13 protein-coding genes are annotated in these 16,640 nt (G+C 47.3%); 4 read left to right on the forward strand and 9 right to left on the reverse strand.

Going from position 1 to position 16,640, the window contains the following annotated elements; translation table 11 throughout:
* Positions 1–15: 15 nt before the first annotated feature.
* A complete protein-coding gene (locus tag L3C95_RS17735; protein WP_236389493.1) occupies positions 16–1,347 on the forward strand; it encodes an MATE family efflux transporter in 1,332 nt (443 codons plus the stop codon).
* Between the two features lie 4 nt (positions 1,348–1,351).
* Here the strand turns inward: L3C95_RS17735 and L3C95_RS17740 are convergent, their stop codons facing one another.
* From L3C95_RS17740 to L3C95_RS17755, 4 genes are all read right to left on the reverse strand, one after another.
* Positions 1,352–2,107 (reverse strand): hypothetical protein, encoded by a 756-nt coding sequence (locus tag L3C95_RS17740; protein ID WP_236389495.1) that lies wholly within the window; start codon positions 2,105–2,107, stop codon positions 1,352–1,354.
* A gap of 104 nt (positions 2,108–2,211) precedes the next feature.
* The gene (gene folB, locus L3C95_RS17745) at positions 2,212–2,562 is read right to left on the reverse strand and encodes a dihydroneopterin aldolase (RefSeq protein WP_236389498.1); all 351 of its coding nucleotides are present in this window, start codon (positions 2,560–2,562) and stop codon (positions 2,212–2,214) included.
* Positions 2,563–2,640: 78 nt separating this feature from the next.
* On the reverse strand, positions 2,641–3,588 hold the full coding sequence (gene trxB / locus L3C95_RS17750) for a thioredoxin-disulfide reductase (RefSeq protein ID WP_236389499.1): 948 nt from the start codon (positions 3,586–3,588) through the stop codon (positions 2,641–2,643).
* 231 nt (positions 3,589–3,819) lie between these two features.
* On the reverse strand, positions 3,820–4,677 hold the full coding sequence (locus L3C95_RS17755; RefSeq protein WP_012793808.1) for an RNA polymerase sigma factor RpoD/SigA: 858 nt from the start codon (positions 4,675–4,677) through the stop codon (positions 3,820–3,822).
* A gap of 326 nt (positions 4,678–5,003) precedes the next feature.
* Here L3C95_RS17755 and L3C95_RS17760 point away from each other — a divergent pair, with 326 nt between their 5' ends.
* The 3 genes from L3C95_RS17760 to L3C95_RS17770 all read left to right on the forward strand — a co-directional run bounded on the left by L3C95_RS17760 (position 5,004) and on the right by L3C95_RS17770 (position 9,299).
* Positions 5,004–6,026, forward strand: coding sequence for a threonine aldolase family protein (locus L3C95_RS17760; protein ID WP_236389500.1), 1,023 nt, complete (start codon positions 5,004–5,006; stop codon positions 6,024–6,026).
* A gap of 71 nt (positions 6,027–6,097) precedes the next feature.
* Complete coding sequence (locus L3C95_RS17765; RefSeq protein WP_236389501.1) at positions 6,098–8,743, forward strand: valine--tRNA ligase; 2,646 nt, start codon at positions 6,098–6,100, stop codon at positions 8,741–8,743.
* Positions 8,744–8,804: 61 nt separating this feature from the next.
* Positions 8,805–9,299 (forward strand): hypothetical protein, encoded by a 495-nt coding sequence (locus L3C95_RS17770; protein WP_236389502.1) that lies wholly within the window; start codon positions 8,805–8,807, stop codon positions 9,297–9,299.
* Here L3C95_RS17770 and L3C95_RS17775 read toward each other — a convergent pair.
* The 5 genes from L3C95_RS17775 to groL all read right to left on the reverse strand — a co-directional run bounded on the left by L3C95_RS17775 (position 9,296) and on the right by groL (position 16,590).
* Positions 9,296–12,103: a hypothetical protein gene (locus L3C95_RS17775; RefSeq protein ID WP_236389503.1), complete on the reverse strand. Its 2,808-nt coding sequence runs from the start codon at positions 12,101–12,103 to the stop codon at positions 9,296–9,298. The two genes, L3C95_RS17770 and L3C95_RS17775, sit on opposite strands and share 4 nt — an antisense overlap.
* 98 nt (positions 12,104–12,201) lie before the next feature.
* A complete protein-coding gene (locus L3C95_RS17780; RefSeq protein ID WP_236389504.1) occupies positions 12,202–13,632 on the reverse strand; it encodes an L-serine ammonia-lyase in 1,431 nt (476 codons plus the stop codon).
* Positions 13,633–13,793: 161 nt separating this feature from the next.
* Positions 13,794–14,282 (reverse strand): FKBP-type peptidyl-prolyl cis-trans isomerase, encoded by a 489-nt coding sequence (locus L3C95_RS17785; protein ID WP_236389505.1) that lies wholly within the window; start codon positions 14,280–14,282, stop codon positions 13,794–13,796.
* A 64-nt stretch (positions 14,283–14,346) separates the two neighbouring features.
* Positions 14,347–14,847 (reverse strand): FKBP-type peptidyl-prolyl cis-trans isomerase, encoded by a 501-nt coding sequence (locus L3C95_RS17790; RefSeq protein ID WP_236389506.1) that lies wholly within the window; start codon positions 14,845–14,847, stop codon positions 14,347–14,349.
* Between the two features lie 108 nt (positions 14,848–14,955).
* A complete protein-coding gene (gene groL / locus L3C95_RS17795; RefSeq protein ID WP_199652543.1) occupies positions 14,956–16,590 on the reverse strand; it encodes a chaperonin GroEL in 1,635 nt (544 codons plus the stop codon).
* Positions 16,591–16,640 lie beyond the last annotated feature (50 nt).

The following is a 16,640-nucleotide window of genomic DNA, read 5'->3' on the forward strand; positions in this document are numbered from 1 at the left end:
GTGACTTTTGCTCTTATGCAATTTGAAGTAACCACCCGGCAGATCATAAAAATAGCCGCTCCTATATGCCTGGCACTCATTATTCCACAGATAAATCACATGACAAATACCGCTTTCCTGGGACGCCTGGGAGAGTTCGAACTGGCCGCCAATGGTATTGCCGGCATCTATTACCTGGTGATGTACATGGTGGCCTATGGCCTTAATAATGGCCTGCAGGTGCTTATAGCCCGCCGGGCCGGACAATTGAATACCCGGGGCATCGGGCAGTTATTTTCCAACGGACTGGAACTCGGGCTGCTCTCTTCTTTTCTTGTGATTGCCCTTACCCTGTTCCTGGCCCCCTGGTTCTTTGCCAACAGTCTGCACAACCAGCAGATCTATGAAGCCGCCCTGTCTTTCATCCGCATCCGGATCTGGGGACTACCTTTTCTCATGATGCTGAGTATGGCCAACGCCTTTTATATCGGTAGTGGCAACTCTAAAGTATTGGCTGTCACCTCGCTGTGCCAGGAAATGGTCAATATCTTTTCTGATTATGTGCTGATCTTCGGTAAATTAGGCCTTCCTGCCCTGGGGCTGAACGGGGCAGCTTTTGCCTCCGTCATTGCAGAAGGTACAGGTATGCTGGTAGCTTATAGTATTCTTTTCGGGAGAGGATTTCACAAACGATTCTACCTGTTTGACCACCTGAAGCCCTCCTGGCAGATCTTCCGCAGCATTCTTTCTATATCCGCTCCGCTCATCGTGCAGTTCCTGTTCAGCATCGGCAGCTGGTTTGTGTTCTTTATATTTATCGAGCACCTGGGTGAAAGACCGCTGGCTATTTCCAACATGCTGCGAAGCATCTTCGGATTCTTTGGCGTATTTACCTGGGCATTAAGCGCCACCTGCAATACGATGGTGAGTAATGTGATCGGTCAGGGGAAAGAAGAGCAGGTGTTCAGGGCTATCCGTAAGATAGCCGGTATTAGCCTCTTATGCGCTTTCATTGTATGTATCCTGGTTAACCTGTTTCCGTCCACCATTCTGCAGATCTATACAACAGACATGGTCCTTATCCGCGAGTCTATTCCTTCTGTCAGGATCATCACGCTGAGTACCCTGCTGATGGCTGTTTCAGGCGTGGCGCTGAGTGGCGTGACCGGCACCGGCAATACACGGATCAACCTGGGAATAGAATTAGCCGCCGTGATCGGATACCTGCTATATTGCAGTATTGTAGTAGAACGCTGGCGCAGCCCATTGCATATTGCCTGGCTGGCAGATTTCATCTACTGGACCATTATTTTAAGCCTGAGCGCCTGGTACCTGAAGAGTGGAAAATGGAAAGCGAAGTCGATCTGACAGACTATTCCAGATCTTCCAGCATTTTTTTACAAGCTGATTTGATATTGAGATCGTCCTGGTAGATAGGACGTAATGTGACCGCTTTGCGCAATACTTCGATACACTTTTCCAGTTCGTCGTTCTCTTTGTAGGCTTTGGCCAACTCGAGATAATTGGGCAGAAACGAAGGGTCCATCTTACGGCATTTCTCATAATTGGCAATGGCCTCCTGTAGTGTTGCTTCAGGCATACCGCCGAACAGCATTTTAGCAGCTGCTTTTTCGAGGGCGTTCATATTTGCCACCTCATAATTCCATTTACCCAGTACATGATAAGCCTTAGCATATTTGGGATTGAACTTGATAGCCAGTTCCGCATATCTTTTTACTTCCCTGGAAGCGGCCACTTTTTCTTTCGCTCCTGATGCGAGGGCAATACGGCCAATAGCTACAGACATTACATAATTCGCGTCCGCATTTTCCGGCGCCAGTTTCAGTGCCTGTTCTGCATAACTTTTCGCCTCGGTATAGATACGGCTCTTTTCTTCCTTGTCGGCCACCCGGAATCCTTCACGGGACGACAACTCGCTGGCGCCTGTCAGCGCCGCAACATTGTCGGGCTGCACTTTCAGAGCATCTTTATAGAGAGAAAGCGCGGCAGCGTCTTTCATTTGTCTTTCAAGCTGCCTGGCCTGGTCAACTATCTCATCGGCAGTCTGGGCAAAAGATACAGCAGATACAAGGAATAAAGCGGCAGATGCAAATACCTTAATAAACATAGGGCGGAAATTTACACATATTAGAATAACCTAAATTTAATGCTTTATCGAAAGATAATTTATACCGGAAATCCGTTAATCTGCAAAAAGCGTGCAGTGTCATTTTAATAGTTCTTTTCTAGTGTCACCACCGAATTACGGATAGACGCGCCCATGGGTGGGTTCATTTTGCGCAGGGAGACAACTGACCGCTGGATTTCGGGATATTTATTTTTGATGGCGTCACTCATATTATACACCACCTGTTCCAGCAGCGGCTGGGGAACGGCCATGATCTTCTTCACGATATTATAAAGTCCCTGATAGTTAACCGTTTCAGAAATATTGTCGATGTGGTGCGTGCCCGGAATGGTCACATACACATCTACAATAAAATCATTTCCAATAATACGTTCTTCCGGGTATAACCCATGAAAGGCATGAAAATGTGCTTGTTCTACGCCAATGGTAAGCATACAGGTTAAAATTAAAAATCAGGAATGGAAGCCGGAAGATACGGCCTTTCATTCCTGATCCCTTATTAATTATTTGGATTACTGGTGTTCCAGTGCAGATAAATATCTTTCTGCGTCCAGTGCAGCCATACATCCGCTGCCGGCAGCAGTTACCGCCTGACGGTAGATCTTATCCTGTACGTCGCCGCAGGCAAATACGCCTTCGAGGTTTGTACGGGAAGTACCCGGTACGGTTTTGATATAGCCCTGCTCATCCAGATCGAGGTAGTCTTTGAAGATATCTGAATTAGGCTGGTGGCCGATTGCTACGAAGAAAGCGCTCACAGGGACGGTTGTTTCCTCCTGTTTGGCGGTATTCAGCAGTCTTACGCCTTCTACCTTATTTTCTCCCAGTACTTCCTGTGTTTCTGTGTTCCAGTACACGATGATGTTGGAAGTTTTCAGTACGCGGTCCTGCATCACTTTGGAAGCGCGCATTTCATGACGGCGCACGATCATATGTACATTGCTGCACATTTTTGACAGGTAGAGTGCTTCTTCGGCGGCAGTATCACCTGCACCTACGATAGCCACTTCTTTACCACGGAAGAAGAATCCGTCGCAAACAGCGCAGGCAGAAACACCGCTACCGTTGAGACGTTGTTCGGAAGGCATTCCCAGCCATTTGGCAGAAGCGCCTGTAGCAATGATCACAGCATCTGCGGTCATTACTTTCGATTCGTCGATCGTTACTTTATATGGTTTGCTGCTGAAATCTACGGAAGTTGCCAGGCCGAAACGGATATCCGCTCCCATGCGGGTTGCCTGTTTTTCGAAATCCACCATCATTTCCGGTCCCTGGATTCCTTCGGGGTAGCCCGGATAGTTTTCTACTTCTGTTGTGATGGTTAGCTGGCCTCCCGGCTGAATACCCTGGTATAATACCGGTTTAAGATTCGCTCTGGCGGCATATATAGCGGCAGTATAACCTGCCGGTCCGGAACCTATAATCAATAAATGTACATGTTCCTGTTGGTTAGTTTCCATGCTTACTATGTAATATTATAATGATCGTTTATTAATTCCCGTATTCTGAATGCGCACATGACAACAAAGAAATATGCGTGGGCATGTGGCATGCAAAAATACATTTCCCCATAAAATAAAAAACACCGGCTATAAAATATACAGCCGGTGCGTCTATAGAGTGATTATAGATCTATGATTTGAATGGCAACTTTGATTGCCTATCTCTTCGTTTGAATTCTCCCTCGGGAATTAACCCAGGTAAGATTTCAGTGCTCCGCTGTAGCGGGCTTTTTGCAGCCTTTTGATGGCGCGTTCCTTGATTTGACGAATTCTTTCTTTTGTAAGATCGTACTTCTGACCAATCTGTTCGATCGTAGCTCCGTTCTCTCCATCCAGACCAAAGTATGCGTTTACGATTTCCGCTTCACGTGGGCTGAGCGATTTCAGTACACGACGGATCTCTTCACGCAGTGAATCACGCATTACATCATCATCAGTGATATCTCCACCTTCCAGCAGGTCGCCCATAGCCACGTCTTCAGCTTCGTGTACCGGAGCGTCCAGTGACATGTGACGGGTATTGCTTTGGAAAATGTTATTGATCTCTGATTCAGACATTTCCAGGATCTCTGCTAACTCCTCAGTTGATGGCTCTCTTTCATTCTCCTGTTCAAACGCCATGTAGGCTTTATTAGCTTTATTGTAAGTGCCGATTTTATTCTGCGGCAGACGAACCAGACGGCCCTGTTCTGCTAAAGCCTGCAGTATGGATTGACGAATCCACCAAACAGCATAAGAAATGAATTTGAACCCTTTCGTTTCATCGAATCTTTGCGCAGCCTTGATCAAGCCGAGATTGCCCTCGTTAATGAGGTCGCTGAGGCTAAGCCCCTGGTGCTGATATTGCTTTGCTACTGATACTACGAAACGAAGGTTGCCTGTAGTTAAACGTTCAAGAGCCTTCTGGTCACCCATCTTAATGCGCTGCGCCAAAACGGTCTCTTCCTCAGGTGTTAACAAAGGGATCTTTGAAATCTCCTGCAGGTATTTTTCTACCGCCTGCGAATCACGGTTTGTGATCTGGGTGGCAATTTTAAGTTGCCTCATATTGAAAGTTTATTAGTTTATAAATTGAATAACATCAAAAGATTTATTTTGTTGAGATATTTTAAATAATTATCTTACAACCTATTCCACTCTTCCAATATTATCGTTTTAACAAATTAGCCTGCAAAGATCGTGCTAATACCCCATACTGCCAAATCGTTTTCAAGCGTCGTAATTAGTATAACAAAGTACTCCATATAAACGATATTTAATAGCCCTTTATTAGGTATTTTTGACGCTTTAATTAAATTTTAACAATTGATAAGTAATCAACTTCAGATTATTAACTTCACTAATTTATTGTTCAATACATTGCAAATTCTTCAATGATGATTATTGATTTCAGGAGTGATACTTTCACCCGGCCCACCCCCGGTATGCTCCGGGCTATGTCAACTGCTTCCACCGGCGATGATGTATACGGTGAAGATCCTAGTGTAAACCAGCTGGAAAGCCTGATGGCAGCCTATTTTGGTAAAGAAGCTGCCATGTACTGCCCTTCCGGCACAATGAGCAATCAGATAGCCATTAAAGTTCACACCCAGCCGGGCGATGAGGTCATCTGCAGCGACCTTGCCCACGTCTATATATATGAAGGCGGTGGCATTGCCTTCAATGCCGGCGCCCAGGTACGGGCCCTCGAAGGCGACCGTGGTATGATCACCGCCACACAGATAGCTGCTGCCATCAATCCCGACGATGTACACAAAGCTACTACCAGCCTGGTTTGCCTGGAAAATACCTCCAACCGCGGGGGCGGCTGCTGTTACGATATGGATGAGATGAACAGGATCAAGAACGTTTGCCGTGACAATGACCTGAAGCTCCATCTCGACGGCGCCCGATTGTTCAACGCACTCGTCGCAACGGGCGAAAACCCAAAGACTTATGGTGAACTGTTCGACAGTATTTCCGTGTGCCTTAATAAAGGAATGGGTTGCCCTATGGGCTCCGTGCTGCTGGGAAGTGCTGCCTTTATCAGGTCGGCCAGAAGAATAAGAAAGAAGTTAGGAGGTGGATTGCGTCAGGCTGGCTATATGGCAGCTACCGGACTTTATGCCATGGAACATCACATTGCCAGATTGGCAGAAGATCACCACAACGCTAAACAGCTGGCTAAATATCTCCTGCAGAAAACCTTCGTTGGCCACATGCTGCCAGTGGAAACCAATATCCTCATCTTCGATGTACAGGACGCCTGGACACCAAGACTCTTTGCCGACTACCTGAAAAAAGAAGGTATTCTCGTAACACCGATCTCTGAAACACAGGTGAGAATGGTGACCCACCTGGATATCACCCCTGAGATGGTGGAAAAGACTTGCGCTGTCATTTCACAGATGGAATAACAATAACCGGCATCGTTCTAATCGGTTATTCTCTTATTTTTGCACACTTATATAAATGACATATCGCAAGCATGGAACTTTCAAAAAATTATACGCCTGCTGCTGTTGAAGGCAAATGGTACCAGCACTGGATGGACAAAGGTTATTTCCGTAGTAAACCGGACAACCGTCCCCCCTTTACCATTGTGATCCCTCCTCCTAACGTGACCGGTGTGCTGCACATGGGCCATACCCTGAACGAAACCGTACAGGATATCCTCATCCGCCGCGCACGTATGAGCGGTTATAATACCTGCTGGGTACCCGGCTCTGACCATGCTTCCATCGCTACCGAGGCTAAAGTGGTGAATATGCTCAAAACAGAAAAAGGTATTGAGAAATCACAGCTCACCCGTGAAGAGTTCCTCAAATATGCTTTTGAGTGGAAAGACAAGTATGGTGGCATCATCTATAGCCAGATCAAGAAACTGGGATGCTCCTGCGACTGGGATAGGGTAACCTTCACCATGGATGATCATTATTATCAGGCAGTTATAAAAGTATTCGTTGACCTCTACAATAAAGGACTGATCTACCGCGGCGCCCGTATGATCAACTGGGACCCGAAGGCAAAAACAGCCCTCAGCGATGAAGAAGTACAGTATAAAGACCTGCAGGGTAAACTATACCATGTTCAGTATGCTATTTCTGATTCAGAAAATAATCTGACCGGTGAATACATCACCATCGCAACACAACGTCCTGAAACCATCATGGGAGATACCGCTATCTGCGTAAATCCTGATGATGAACGTTATAAACACCTCGCAGGGCATTATGCCATCGTTCCGCTGGTGAACCGTAGAGTGCCTGTCATCTTTGATACTTACGTAGACAAGGAATTCGGTACCGGTGCACTGAAAGTAACGCCTGCGCACGACATCAATGACTATAACCTGGGTCTGAAACACAACCTGGAAATTGTAGATACCCTCAACGATGACGGTACCCTCAGCCCTGCTGCCGGCGTATTCATTGGCGAAGACCGCTTCAAAGCCCGTAAACTGGTAATCGCCGCCCTCCAGGAACAGGGCCTGCTGGTAAAAGAACAGGAATATACTACCCGTCTCGGTTACAGCGAACGTAACCCTGATACCGTAGTAGAGCCCCGTATCAGTACCCAGTGGTTCGTAAAGATGGCTGAACTGGCTAAACCAGCGCTGGATGCAGTTGTAAATGGCGATGTGGACATCCATCCCGGCGACCGTTTCCTCGCTACCTATAAATACTGGATGGAGAATGTGAAAGACTGGTGTATCTCCCGTCAGCTCTGGTGGGGACAACAGATCCCTTCCTTCTATGCGCCGGATGGTACTTTTGAAGTAGCCCAGAACATGGACGCCGCTATCGCACAGTTTAAAGCAAAAGGGTTTAACTATACCGCTGCCGACCTCCGTCAGGATGAAGACTGTCTCGATACCTGGTTCTCTTCCTGGCTGTGGCCGATGGAAGTGTTCAATGGTATTTCCCAGCCTGACAATGAAGAGATTAACTACTACTACCCTACCAACGTACTGGTAACCGGACAGGACATCATCTTCTTCTGGGTGGCTCGTATGATCATGGCAGGTCTGGAATATAAGCAGGTGAAGCCATTCAGTGATGTATACTTCACCGGAATGGTAAGGGATAAACAGGGCCGTAAAATGAGTAAGCAGCTGGGGAACTCCCCAGACCTGCTGGAGCTCATTGACCGCTTCGGTGCTGATGCCGTACGCTTCGGTATCATGATCTCCTCTCCTGCCGGTAATGACCTGCTGTTTGACGATGCCAGCTGCGATCAGGGAGCCAAATTTGCTAACAAGTTCTGGAATGCCCTGAAGCTGGTGAAGATGTGGGAAGGCAATCTGGCCACCAACAGCAATACCGGCACTGACCATTTTGCTGTAAAATGGTTCGAAAGCAGACTGAATGAAGTAAAACAAGAGGTAGCAGAACTCTTCAAAGATTTCAAGCTCAGCGAAGCCCTGAAAGCACTCTATGGACTGATCTGGACAGATTTCTGCAGCTGGTACCTCGAATGGGTAAAACCTGATTTTGAGCAGCCCTGTGATGCAGGTATTTACAACAAGACCGTTTATTTCTTTGAAGAACTGATGCAGTTGCTGCATCCTTTCATGCCTTTTGCAACGGAAGAGGTTTACCAGAAACTGCGTGAACGCAGTGAAGGAGAAGATCTAATCATCAGACAATACGCCGCTCCCGGAGCTTCTGACGCTGGTATCCTGGCACAGGGCGAACTGTTGAAAGAAGTGATCTCCAGCATCCGCGATGCACGTAATAAAAATCAGGTCAAACCGAAAGACGAAATAGTCCTGCATATCGATACACTGCAGGAAACTACTTTCAAACAAATCGAAAGCATGCTGGGCAAACAGGTGAACGCAAAAGCCATCAACTATACCAAAGAACCGGTTGGCGGTTGCATTACCCTGGTAGTACAAAAAGACAAGTTCTACCTCGAAACAGAAACAGCCCTGAATACTACGGTACAGAAAGAAGATCTGGAGAAAGATCTGGCCCGCCTGCAAGGCTTCCTGGCAGGAGTAGATAAGAAGCTGAGCAACGAAAAGTTTGTTCAGAATGCCAAGCCTGAAGTGCTTGAATTAGAGCGGAAGAAGAAGGAAGATGCAGAGGCCAAAATAGCGACCATAACGGAAAGTTTAAAATCATTATAATTTTCAGGATCGCCCGGACGTTAACTATTCCGGGCGATTTTTTTATATCCCTTATTCTACTATGCGTAAATGTTATTTAATATCAGGTATGTTCCTGCTGTTTACCAGCCTGCCGGCACTAGCCCAGACTGGCAAACCGAAAAAACCTGCTGCTAAAAAACCGGCTGCCACTACTACTTCGAAAACCACTACTCTCCGGTTCAAAAGCACATGGGGCATTTTCCTGAGCGATTCCCTTCCCCGTCCGGAGGTCATGAAACTGCTGGACTCACCACTCGTAGTAAGGGATGATAAGAATAACAAATATCCTGTGGTATCCTTCGACTTCACCTACGAAAGAAAAGAACCTTACCTGAACGATACTACCGGCAAACCGGGCTTCTACACCGATTTTGTAGGTGACTCCTTTAAGGGCGACAGGCTCCCCTCCTTTTGGGTAGAGCGTATCAAAGAAATGCTGGAAAGAAATGAGGTATTTTATTTTGATAATATCATCATCAACTATACAGGAGATAAGCTGTACAGAGCGCCTAAACTGAAATTCAACGTTCGCTAATAATTAAATAGCTGCTGCAAAGGCAGTATAAATGCAAACCTTTGAGATGCATTGTCCAGCGGATCTTTATCAAAGAGATGGCTGTAACGCAGACCGAAGGTGAAAGGGAGCACATTGCCTATTTTGGTGTCAAAGAACAGCTCCCCACCGGCAGAGGTATATTGAGTACTTCTCGCTGTGACAAAGTTATATGCCCGGCTGTAATCGTAGAACACGTTACCACGTATCCGCATGAAATACAGCAACTGCGCAAAGCCCCAGTCAGGATACGCTATCGGGAAATGATAGTTCACGCCCAGCTTATAGATATGCTCGTAAAATGGCTCATTGTACCCTCTCGCATAAGCGAAATTGTCTGTAAAGGAATAATTCCTTGATGTATCCCTTTGCTGCCATGCGCCCTGTAATACGAGGCTGTGGTTGGCTGCCAGCCCTGGCAGGTACAGGTCAGCCCTGGCATACAATTGCTCTGCAAATACATTAGATACGGAGCGGTTATACTGCAAAGCAACATATTGTCCGAAATGAGAATAGATATTTTGTCTTGCCCTCATGCGCTGGTTGTTAAACACCAGCGTGTTGCCAATGTATTGTATTGCCGGATTAAGAAAGCGGAAATTACCCTGCGGATATCTTTCCAGGTAATGATACATGGAAGACAGCGACAGACTGCGGCTGTACAGACCGGACGAGAGGTTCAGTGGTATGGTGAATCCTCCGTGCAGATCCATTTCTTTCCAGTACAGACGCCCTTTGTTGGAAAAAATGTCTGAACGGTTGAACGTGTATTTCGCGCCTGCCTGCAGGTAAGGGAACCAGGCTCCGTAAATGAAATCGCCCGTAAATCCTGAGCTTCCTTCATTGCGGTTATACGTATACCCCAGCGCGGTAGACGCCGTATTCAGGACATTATTGCCATACAGGGTGAGGTTGTAATCAGGATCATCGAAAGTAGGCAGCCAGCTGTGAAAGTTGAACAGGCGGTTTCCCTTCGGGTACTTTCTGATGTCATACTGCTCCTGAGGCGCCTTATCGAGAATGTTACCACCTTCCTGAAAATCAGGCTTCAACCAGGCGCTATGGTAGTTCCTGCCGGTATCTATCCGCTGCCAGTTATCCGGCGTAAGCGGTGAGGTGTACAAGGCATATCCCTGGGTACCAAAAGCACTGTATACGACCTGTTGCGAATGATTATCAATAGCGGCATGCATTACACTATTGGGATGTGCTGTCACCTGGTAGATCTTTTTGTCAGACAGGGTAAGAGCATACACATTATCGGCATCTTTATACGCAGCTGTGTAATAGACGGTGTCCTGCCTGATGGCAGGAATGCCCAGCACGATATAGCTGAACGGTGTCAGCTCTTCGGTTTCACCTGTAGCGAGCGATTGGCGGATCATCGCCATTTGTCCGCGGTCATTGCGGACGTTGCTGATCACCCATTGCTCATCAGCAGAAAATTTCGGATAGGTATAATACCAGTTATGCGGATTGGGCAGTGTTGATATAACGGCGCCCGTCTGCCCGTCCAGCAATTGCAGGCCATACTGCTGCGAAGTCAGTGTAAATGACACAATGATCCGTTTGCCGTCTGCACTGATATCAGGAGAGAAATAACGTGTCTTATGTGTCAGTGTACTGGTATGACCGGTAGCCATATCATAGGTCTTCACGATCGAATAATCTTTCCAGGACCAGCGTGGATGAAAACGGGCTTCGGTCCATACCAGCCTGCCATTGCGATAACTGAAGTAGTCGTCGAAGTTCATGCCCGGGCGTGTCATCAGTTGCTGATGACCAGCGCTGTCCAGCAGATAAAAACCAGGCACCTTATTGTAGGCATCTTTATATACCAGCCATTCGCCCGGCTTTACCGGATAAACGTATTTGTAGTTGGTAACCGTATGAGGGGCTTCCAGCAGGGCTTTACCAGGTTTACTCTCCTGTGTGGCGTAATTGTTCCACAGCGGCTGATACTCCTGCAGCATCGCCCTGTAAAAACCTGTCACGTTATACCCGGTGCGTTTTTTCAGGCTCCGGGAGAACGGATAGAATATGCCGCGGTAACGCACTGCATCAGTGGTTACATCTTTCCAGAAGGTACGGCCATAGTGTTCACGGCCATATATAGACATCAGGTAGCCCAATGGATAATGATTCGGGGTGAAGTCTACATAAGAACCGTTCCTTATTTTCATGTAGCTATAGTCCTTATGTTCCAGCGACAAAGCCCTGAAACCATCAAAGAAGGCAGGCAGCCTGCCCCTTCCCTGTGCACTTAAAGCAGTTTCCATGGTAACGGCATCTCCCTCCCAGAACCAGTTGGGCACTGCGATGCTGGTAGCTGCCGCCAGTCCCATTTCTCCCAGTACAATAGACACCACTTTAGATGCACCCTGGTTGAAATTACGGTTCTGAAGTACGTGACGATATTCATGTATGGCCAGCTGTTCTTCCCATTTCAGCGATCCGAGATCTGAGGAATTAGGCGGTGGTGTGAGATAGAACTCTGAACGGAAAGGCCCTAACTGCACGTAACCGTTAGATTCCAGCGTCTGGTTCTGTAATACGATATTGACTTTTTTATTTCTGTTCCCGATGGAAGACCGGGTATTTCTATCCATGTAATTGACGAGATCTGCCACCCGGCGGCCTTGCTTTTCCAGTCCTTCCGGGAATATGATACGCGCGGTGTCGTTATTGATCTGGCGCCATTTTACGGAAGGAGGATTGCCACCGAATGTTTGTGCCAATGCGGTAAGGGGAAGTACTAATAACAGTAGGCACGGAAAAGCTTTCATAATCAATTGCAGGTATAATCAAACAATATACGGAAATAATGGAGAACGCTGCATGCAATAATAAAGTATCCTTTGTTTGCATGCAGCGCTTCACGAAATCAGCACTCAGGAAGGCTGATAGGTATGTTTACGGCCAGACCGCCGTCTGAAGTTTCCTTGTATTTGCTGTTCATATCCAGCGCGGTGTCCCACATGGTTTTCACCACGGCGTCGAGTGACACCTTTGCCAGTTCGGGGTTACTTTGCAATGCCAGCTGAGAAGCGGTAATAGCCTTGATGGCGCCCATTGTATTTCTTTCGATGCAGGGCACCTGTACCAGTCCGCCGATAGGATCGCAAGTCAGGCCCAGGTGATGTTCCATCGCTATTTCAGCAGCCATCAGCACCTGTCGCTGGGAACCGCCCAGGCATTCTGTAAGGGCTGCAGCTGCCATTGCAGAAGACACGCCGATTTCCGCCTGACAGCCACCCATAGCGGCCGAGATGGTAGAGCGCTTCTTGAAGATACTACCTATCTCAGAAGCGGTGAGCATGAACTGCATGATCTTTTCATCATGGTAGCCGTCGCAGAAGGTAATGAAGTACTGCAATACTGCCGGTATCACGCCCGCAGCGCCGTTAGTAGGAGCAGTCACCACTCTGCCGAAAGAAGCATTTTCCTCATTCACGGCCAGTGCAAAACAGCTCACCCAGTCAAGCGTATAGGCAAAATGGTTACCACCCTGCCTGATAGCGTTGATCCAGGAATCGTAGTCCGTATATGTATTTCCCTTTAATAATTTTTTGTTTAGTGCAGCGGCGCGTCTTGCTACACGGAGGCCGCCGGGCAATTCTCCCGCAGTATGACACCCCCTGTAAATGCATTCTTTCATTACGCGCCAGATATTCATCACGCCTGCCCTTGTTTCTGCTTCCGGGCGCCAGGCCTGCTCATTCTCCATAACCAGTTCAGAAATGGAATAACCTGTTTTGATACACCACTGCAACAGTTGGCGGGCGGTATCTATCGGGAATGGCAGGTCTACCTGTGAGGCAGCCCCCTGGTTTTCTCCTTCTTTCACAACAAAGCCACCACCAATGGAATAGTAGGTGGCTGCCTGCTGTTCATCATCTTCAAAGGTAACCAGGAAAGTAAGTGCGTTGGGGTGAAAAGGTAAAGATTCATCATACAGGAAAGTGATATCCTGGAAGGGATCAAAAGGAATAGCGTGGCTACCTCCCAATAACATGGTCTTGTTACGGCGGATGTCATCCATTTTACTATTGATCTTGTTGACATCGAAAGTTACCGGATCATCTCCGCAAAGTCCTAACTGTACCGCAATGTCTGTACCGTGGCCATGCCCGGTTTTTGCCAGGGAGCCATATAATAAAACGCTGACTTGTTTAACGGAACTGAGTTTTCGCCCTGTAGCCTGCACTTCCCGCAGGAACTGAAGAGCTGCCCGCCATGGGCCTAACGTGTGTGAACTGGAAGGACCTACGCCTATCTTGAAGATGTCAAATACCGAAATGCATTCGTGTGCCACTACTTATAATTTAAGCAAATTTAAGGCATTCCGCATATCCAAAAATCCACACATAACCTGAAAAACATACCTGCCTGAGCCGATCAGAGAATGGCTAAAAAACAAGTCCCGCCTGAGCTGGTCAGAGCGGGACTTTGTCGATATAAGTGCAGAGTACAATACTATGGATTGGTGACGTCGGTCAACTCGACATCGAAGATCAGGACAGAGTTAGCTGGAATGCCCGGATTCGCAGCCGCACCGTATCCGTAGAAGGAAGGAAGATACACTCTGATCTTACCGCCTTTGGTGATCTTTGTCAAAGCAAACTGAAAACCTACGATCAGGCCTCCTGCCGCTCCCAGGTCGCGTGGCGTAGTACCGGTAGAATCAAAAACATGACCGGACAACAGTTGTCCTGTATATAATGCTTTTATTTTGGTCGCGACCGTTTTAACACTGTCTACACCGTTACCAACCTTGGAAATGTGATAGAAAATACCGGAAACGGTATCCTGTACAGCCGGCAGGCCAGTACGTTGCAGGTATGCCTTGATGCTGTCTACATCTCTGTTGAACTGTGGTACCGGATCATAAGTCTGGTCGTCTTTACTGCAGGCTGCTAACAAAGCCATCATCAATACTGCTCCCAGCAGGAAAAATCTCCTCATGCTTAATTTTTTCATTGAAATGCTCAGATTTTTATAATTATCAGTGATTAGATACGGAAGGAACTCATTTAAAGTCAATTAATTCAACATTGCACACCAGGATGGTATTGGCGGGAATGATGTTACCTACGGGCACGTTGCCGAAGGCCAGCCGTGAAGGGATGATCATAAAGATCTTACCTCCCCTGCCTATTTTCTGCAGGCCGAGCTGCCAGCCTACGATATGGTCTTTCAGTGCGCGGCCATCAAAATCGGTATCTCCGAAAGAGGCGTCGAGCAGGGAGTCATTCAGGTTGGCACGGGTATAATTGATAGTAACCACTGAATTCAGGTTTGCGCGGGTAGAATCACCCGGATCCTCTATATTGAAATAGAGTCCGCTGAAATCATGTTCCATGGTGAGATTGTGATTGCTGATGTATTTCTGGATAAGGCTATCCTGTTGCACTATTGATCTTTCAACATCATTGTAGGCATCGGCATTGGAATATTCATCCTTAGTGCAAGCCGTCAGCAGGAACACCGGCAATAAAAAACAAAAAGTGGCGCGTAAAAATGCGTTCATACAGTTATAACGGAGAAACGGGGCTAAAGTTACAGGAAAGGGAATAAAAACGGAAAGGGTGTCCACCGGTTGGCAGACACCCTTTCGCTATATTTTTGGATACTACTATTAATAGTCCATACCCATACCGTGGCCACCATGCGGAGCAGGAGCAGCGGATTTAGGTTCAGGTTTGTCAGCGATCACACATTCGGTGGTCAGCAGCATACCTGCGATAGAAGAAGCGTTTTCCAGTGCGATACGGGTCACCTTAGCAGGGTCGATAACACCAGCTGCCAGCAGGTTTTCATATACCTCAGAACGGGCATTGAAACCGAAATCACCTTTACCTTCTTTTACTTTCTGTACTACGATAGAACCTTCGATACCAGCGTTAGCAGTGATCTGACGCAGTGGCTCTTCGATAGCGCGTTTAACGATGGAGATACCAGTCTGCTCGTCTTCGTTTTCGCCTTTCAGTTTTTCCAGGCTTTCGATAGCGCGGATGTAAGCAACACCACCACCTGGTACGATACCTTCTTCAACAGCAGCGCGGGTAGCGTGCAGGGCATCGTCAACACGGTCTTTCTTCTCTTTCATTTCTACTTCGGTAGCAGCACCTACGTACAGTACAGCCACACCACCGCTCAGTTTAGCAAGACGTTCCTGCAGTTTTTCGCGATCGTAGTCGGAAGTAGTTACTTCTATCTGAGCTTTGATCTGGTTGATACGAGCCTGGATAGCGTCTTTTTCACCTTTACCACCAACGATGGTAGAGTTGTCTTTATCGATAGTTACGGATTCTGCACGACCCAGGTAGCTGAGGTCAGCATTTTCCAGTTTGTAACCCTGTTCTTCGCTGATAACAACACCACCGGTCAGGGTTGCGATGTCCTGCAGCATTTCTTTTCTTCTGTCGCCGAAGCCTGGAGCTTTTACTGCAGCAACTTTCAGCTGACCACGCAGTTTGTTCACTACCAGGGTAGCCAGTGCTTCACCTTCCAGATCTTCAGAGATGATCAGCAGCTGCTGGCCGTTCTGAACGATCTTTTCCAGGATGTGCAGGATGTCCTTCAGGGTGCTGATCTTTTTATCGTAGATCAGGATGTAAGGGTTCTGCAGCTCAGCGTGCATTTTTTCGCTGTTGGTGATGAAGTATGGAGACAGGTAACCACGGTCAAACTGCATACCTTCTACTACTTCTACAGTAGTGTCAGTGCCTTTTGCTTCCTCAACGGTGATCACACCATCTTTGGTTACTTTGTTCATTGCTTCAGCGATCAGTTTACCGATCTCTGCGTCGTTGTTAGCGGAGATAGCAGCAACCTGCTCGATCTTCTTATTGTCGCTACCAACTTTCTCAGCCTGTTTAGCCAGGTTTTCAACGATAGCTTTAACAGCTTTGTCGATACCACGTTTCAGGTCCATTGGGTTAGCACCGGCAGCAACGTTTTTCAGTCCTTCACCGATGATAGCCTGTGCCAGAACGGTAGCGGTAGTAGTACCATCACCTGCGATGTCAGCGGTTTTGGAAGCAACTTCCTTCACCATCTGTGCACCCATGTTCTCGATAGGATCTTCCAGTTCGATTTCTTTAGCAACACTCACACCGTCTTTAGTTAAACTAGGAGCGCCAAATTTCTTTTCGATAACAACGTTACGACCTTTAGGACCCAGGGTAACTTTCACTGCATCAGCCAGGGTGTCTACGCCCTTCTTCATCTTATTGCGGGCGTCAGTGCTAAAAAATATCTGCTTTGCCATAATAGCTTGTGTTTTTTTGTTTTGTGTTTTGGTTTGCCTGTTATGTCAGC

The organism is Chitinophaga filiformis, from assembly GCF_021646545.1.
In the GTDB taxonomy this organism is placed as follows: Bacteria; Bacteroidota; Bacteroidia; order Chitinophagales; family Chitinophagaceae; genus Chitinophaga; species Chitinophaga filiformis_A.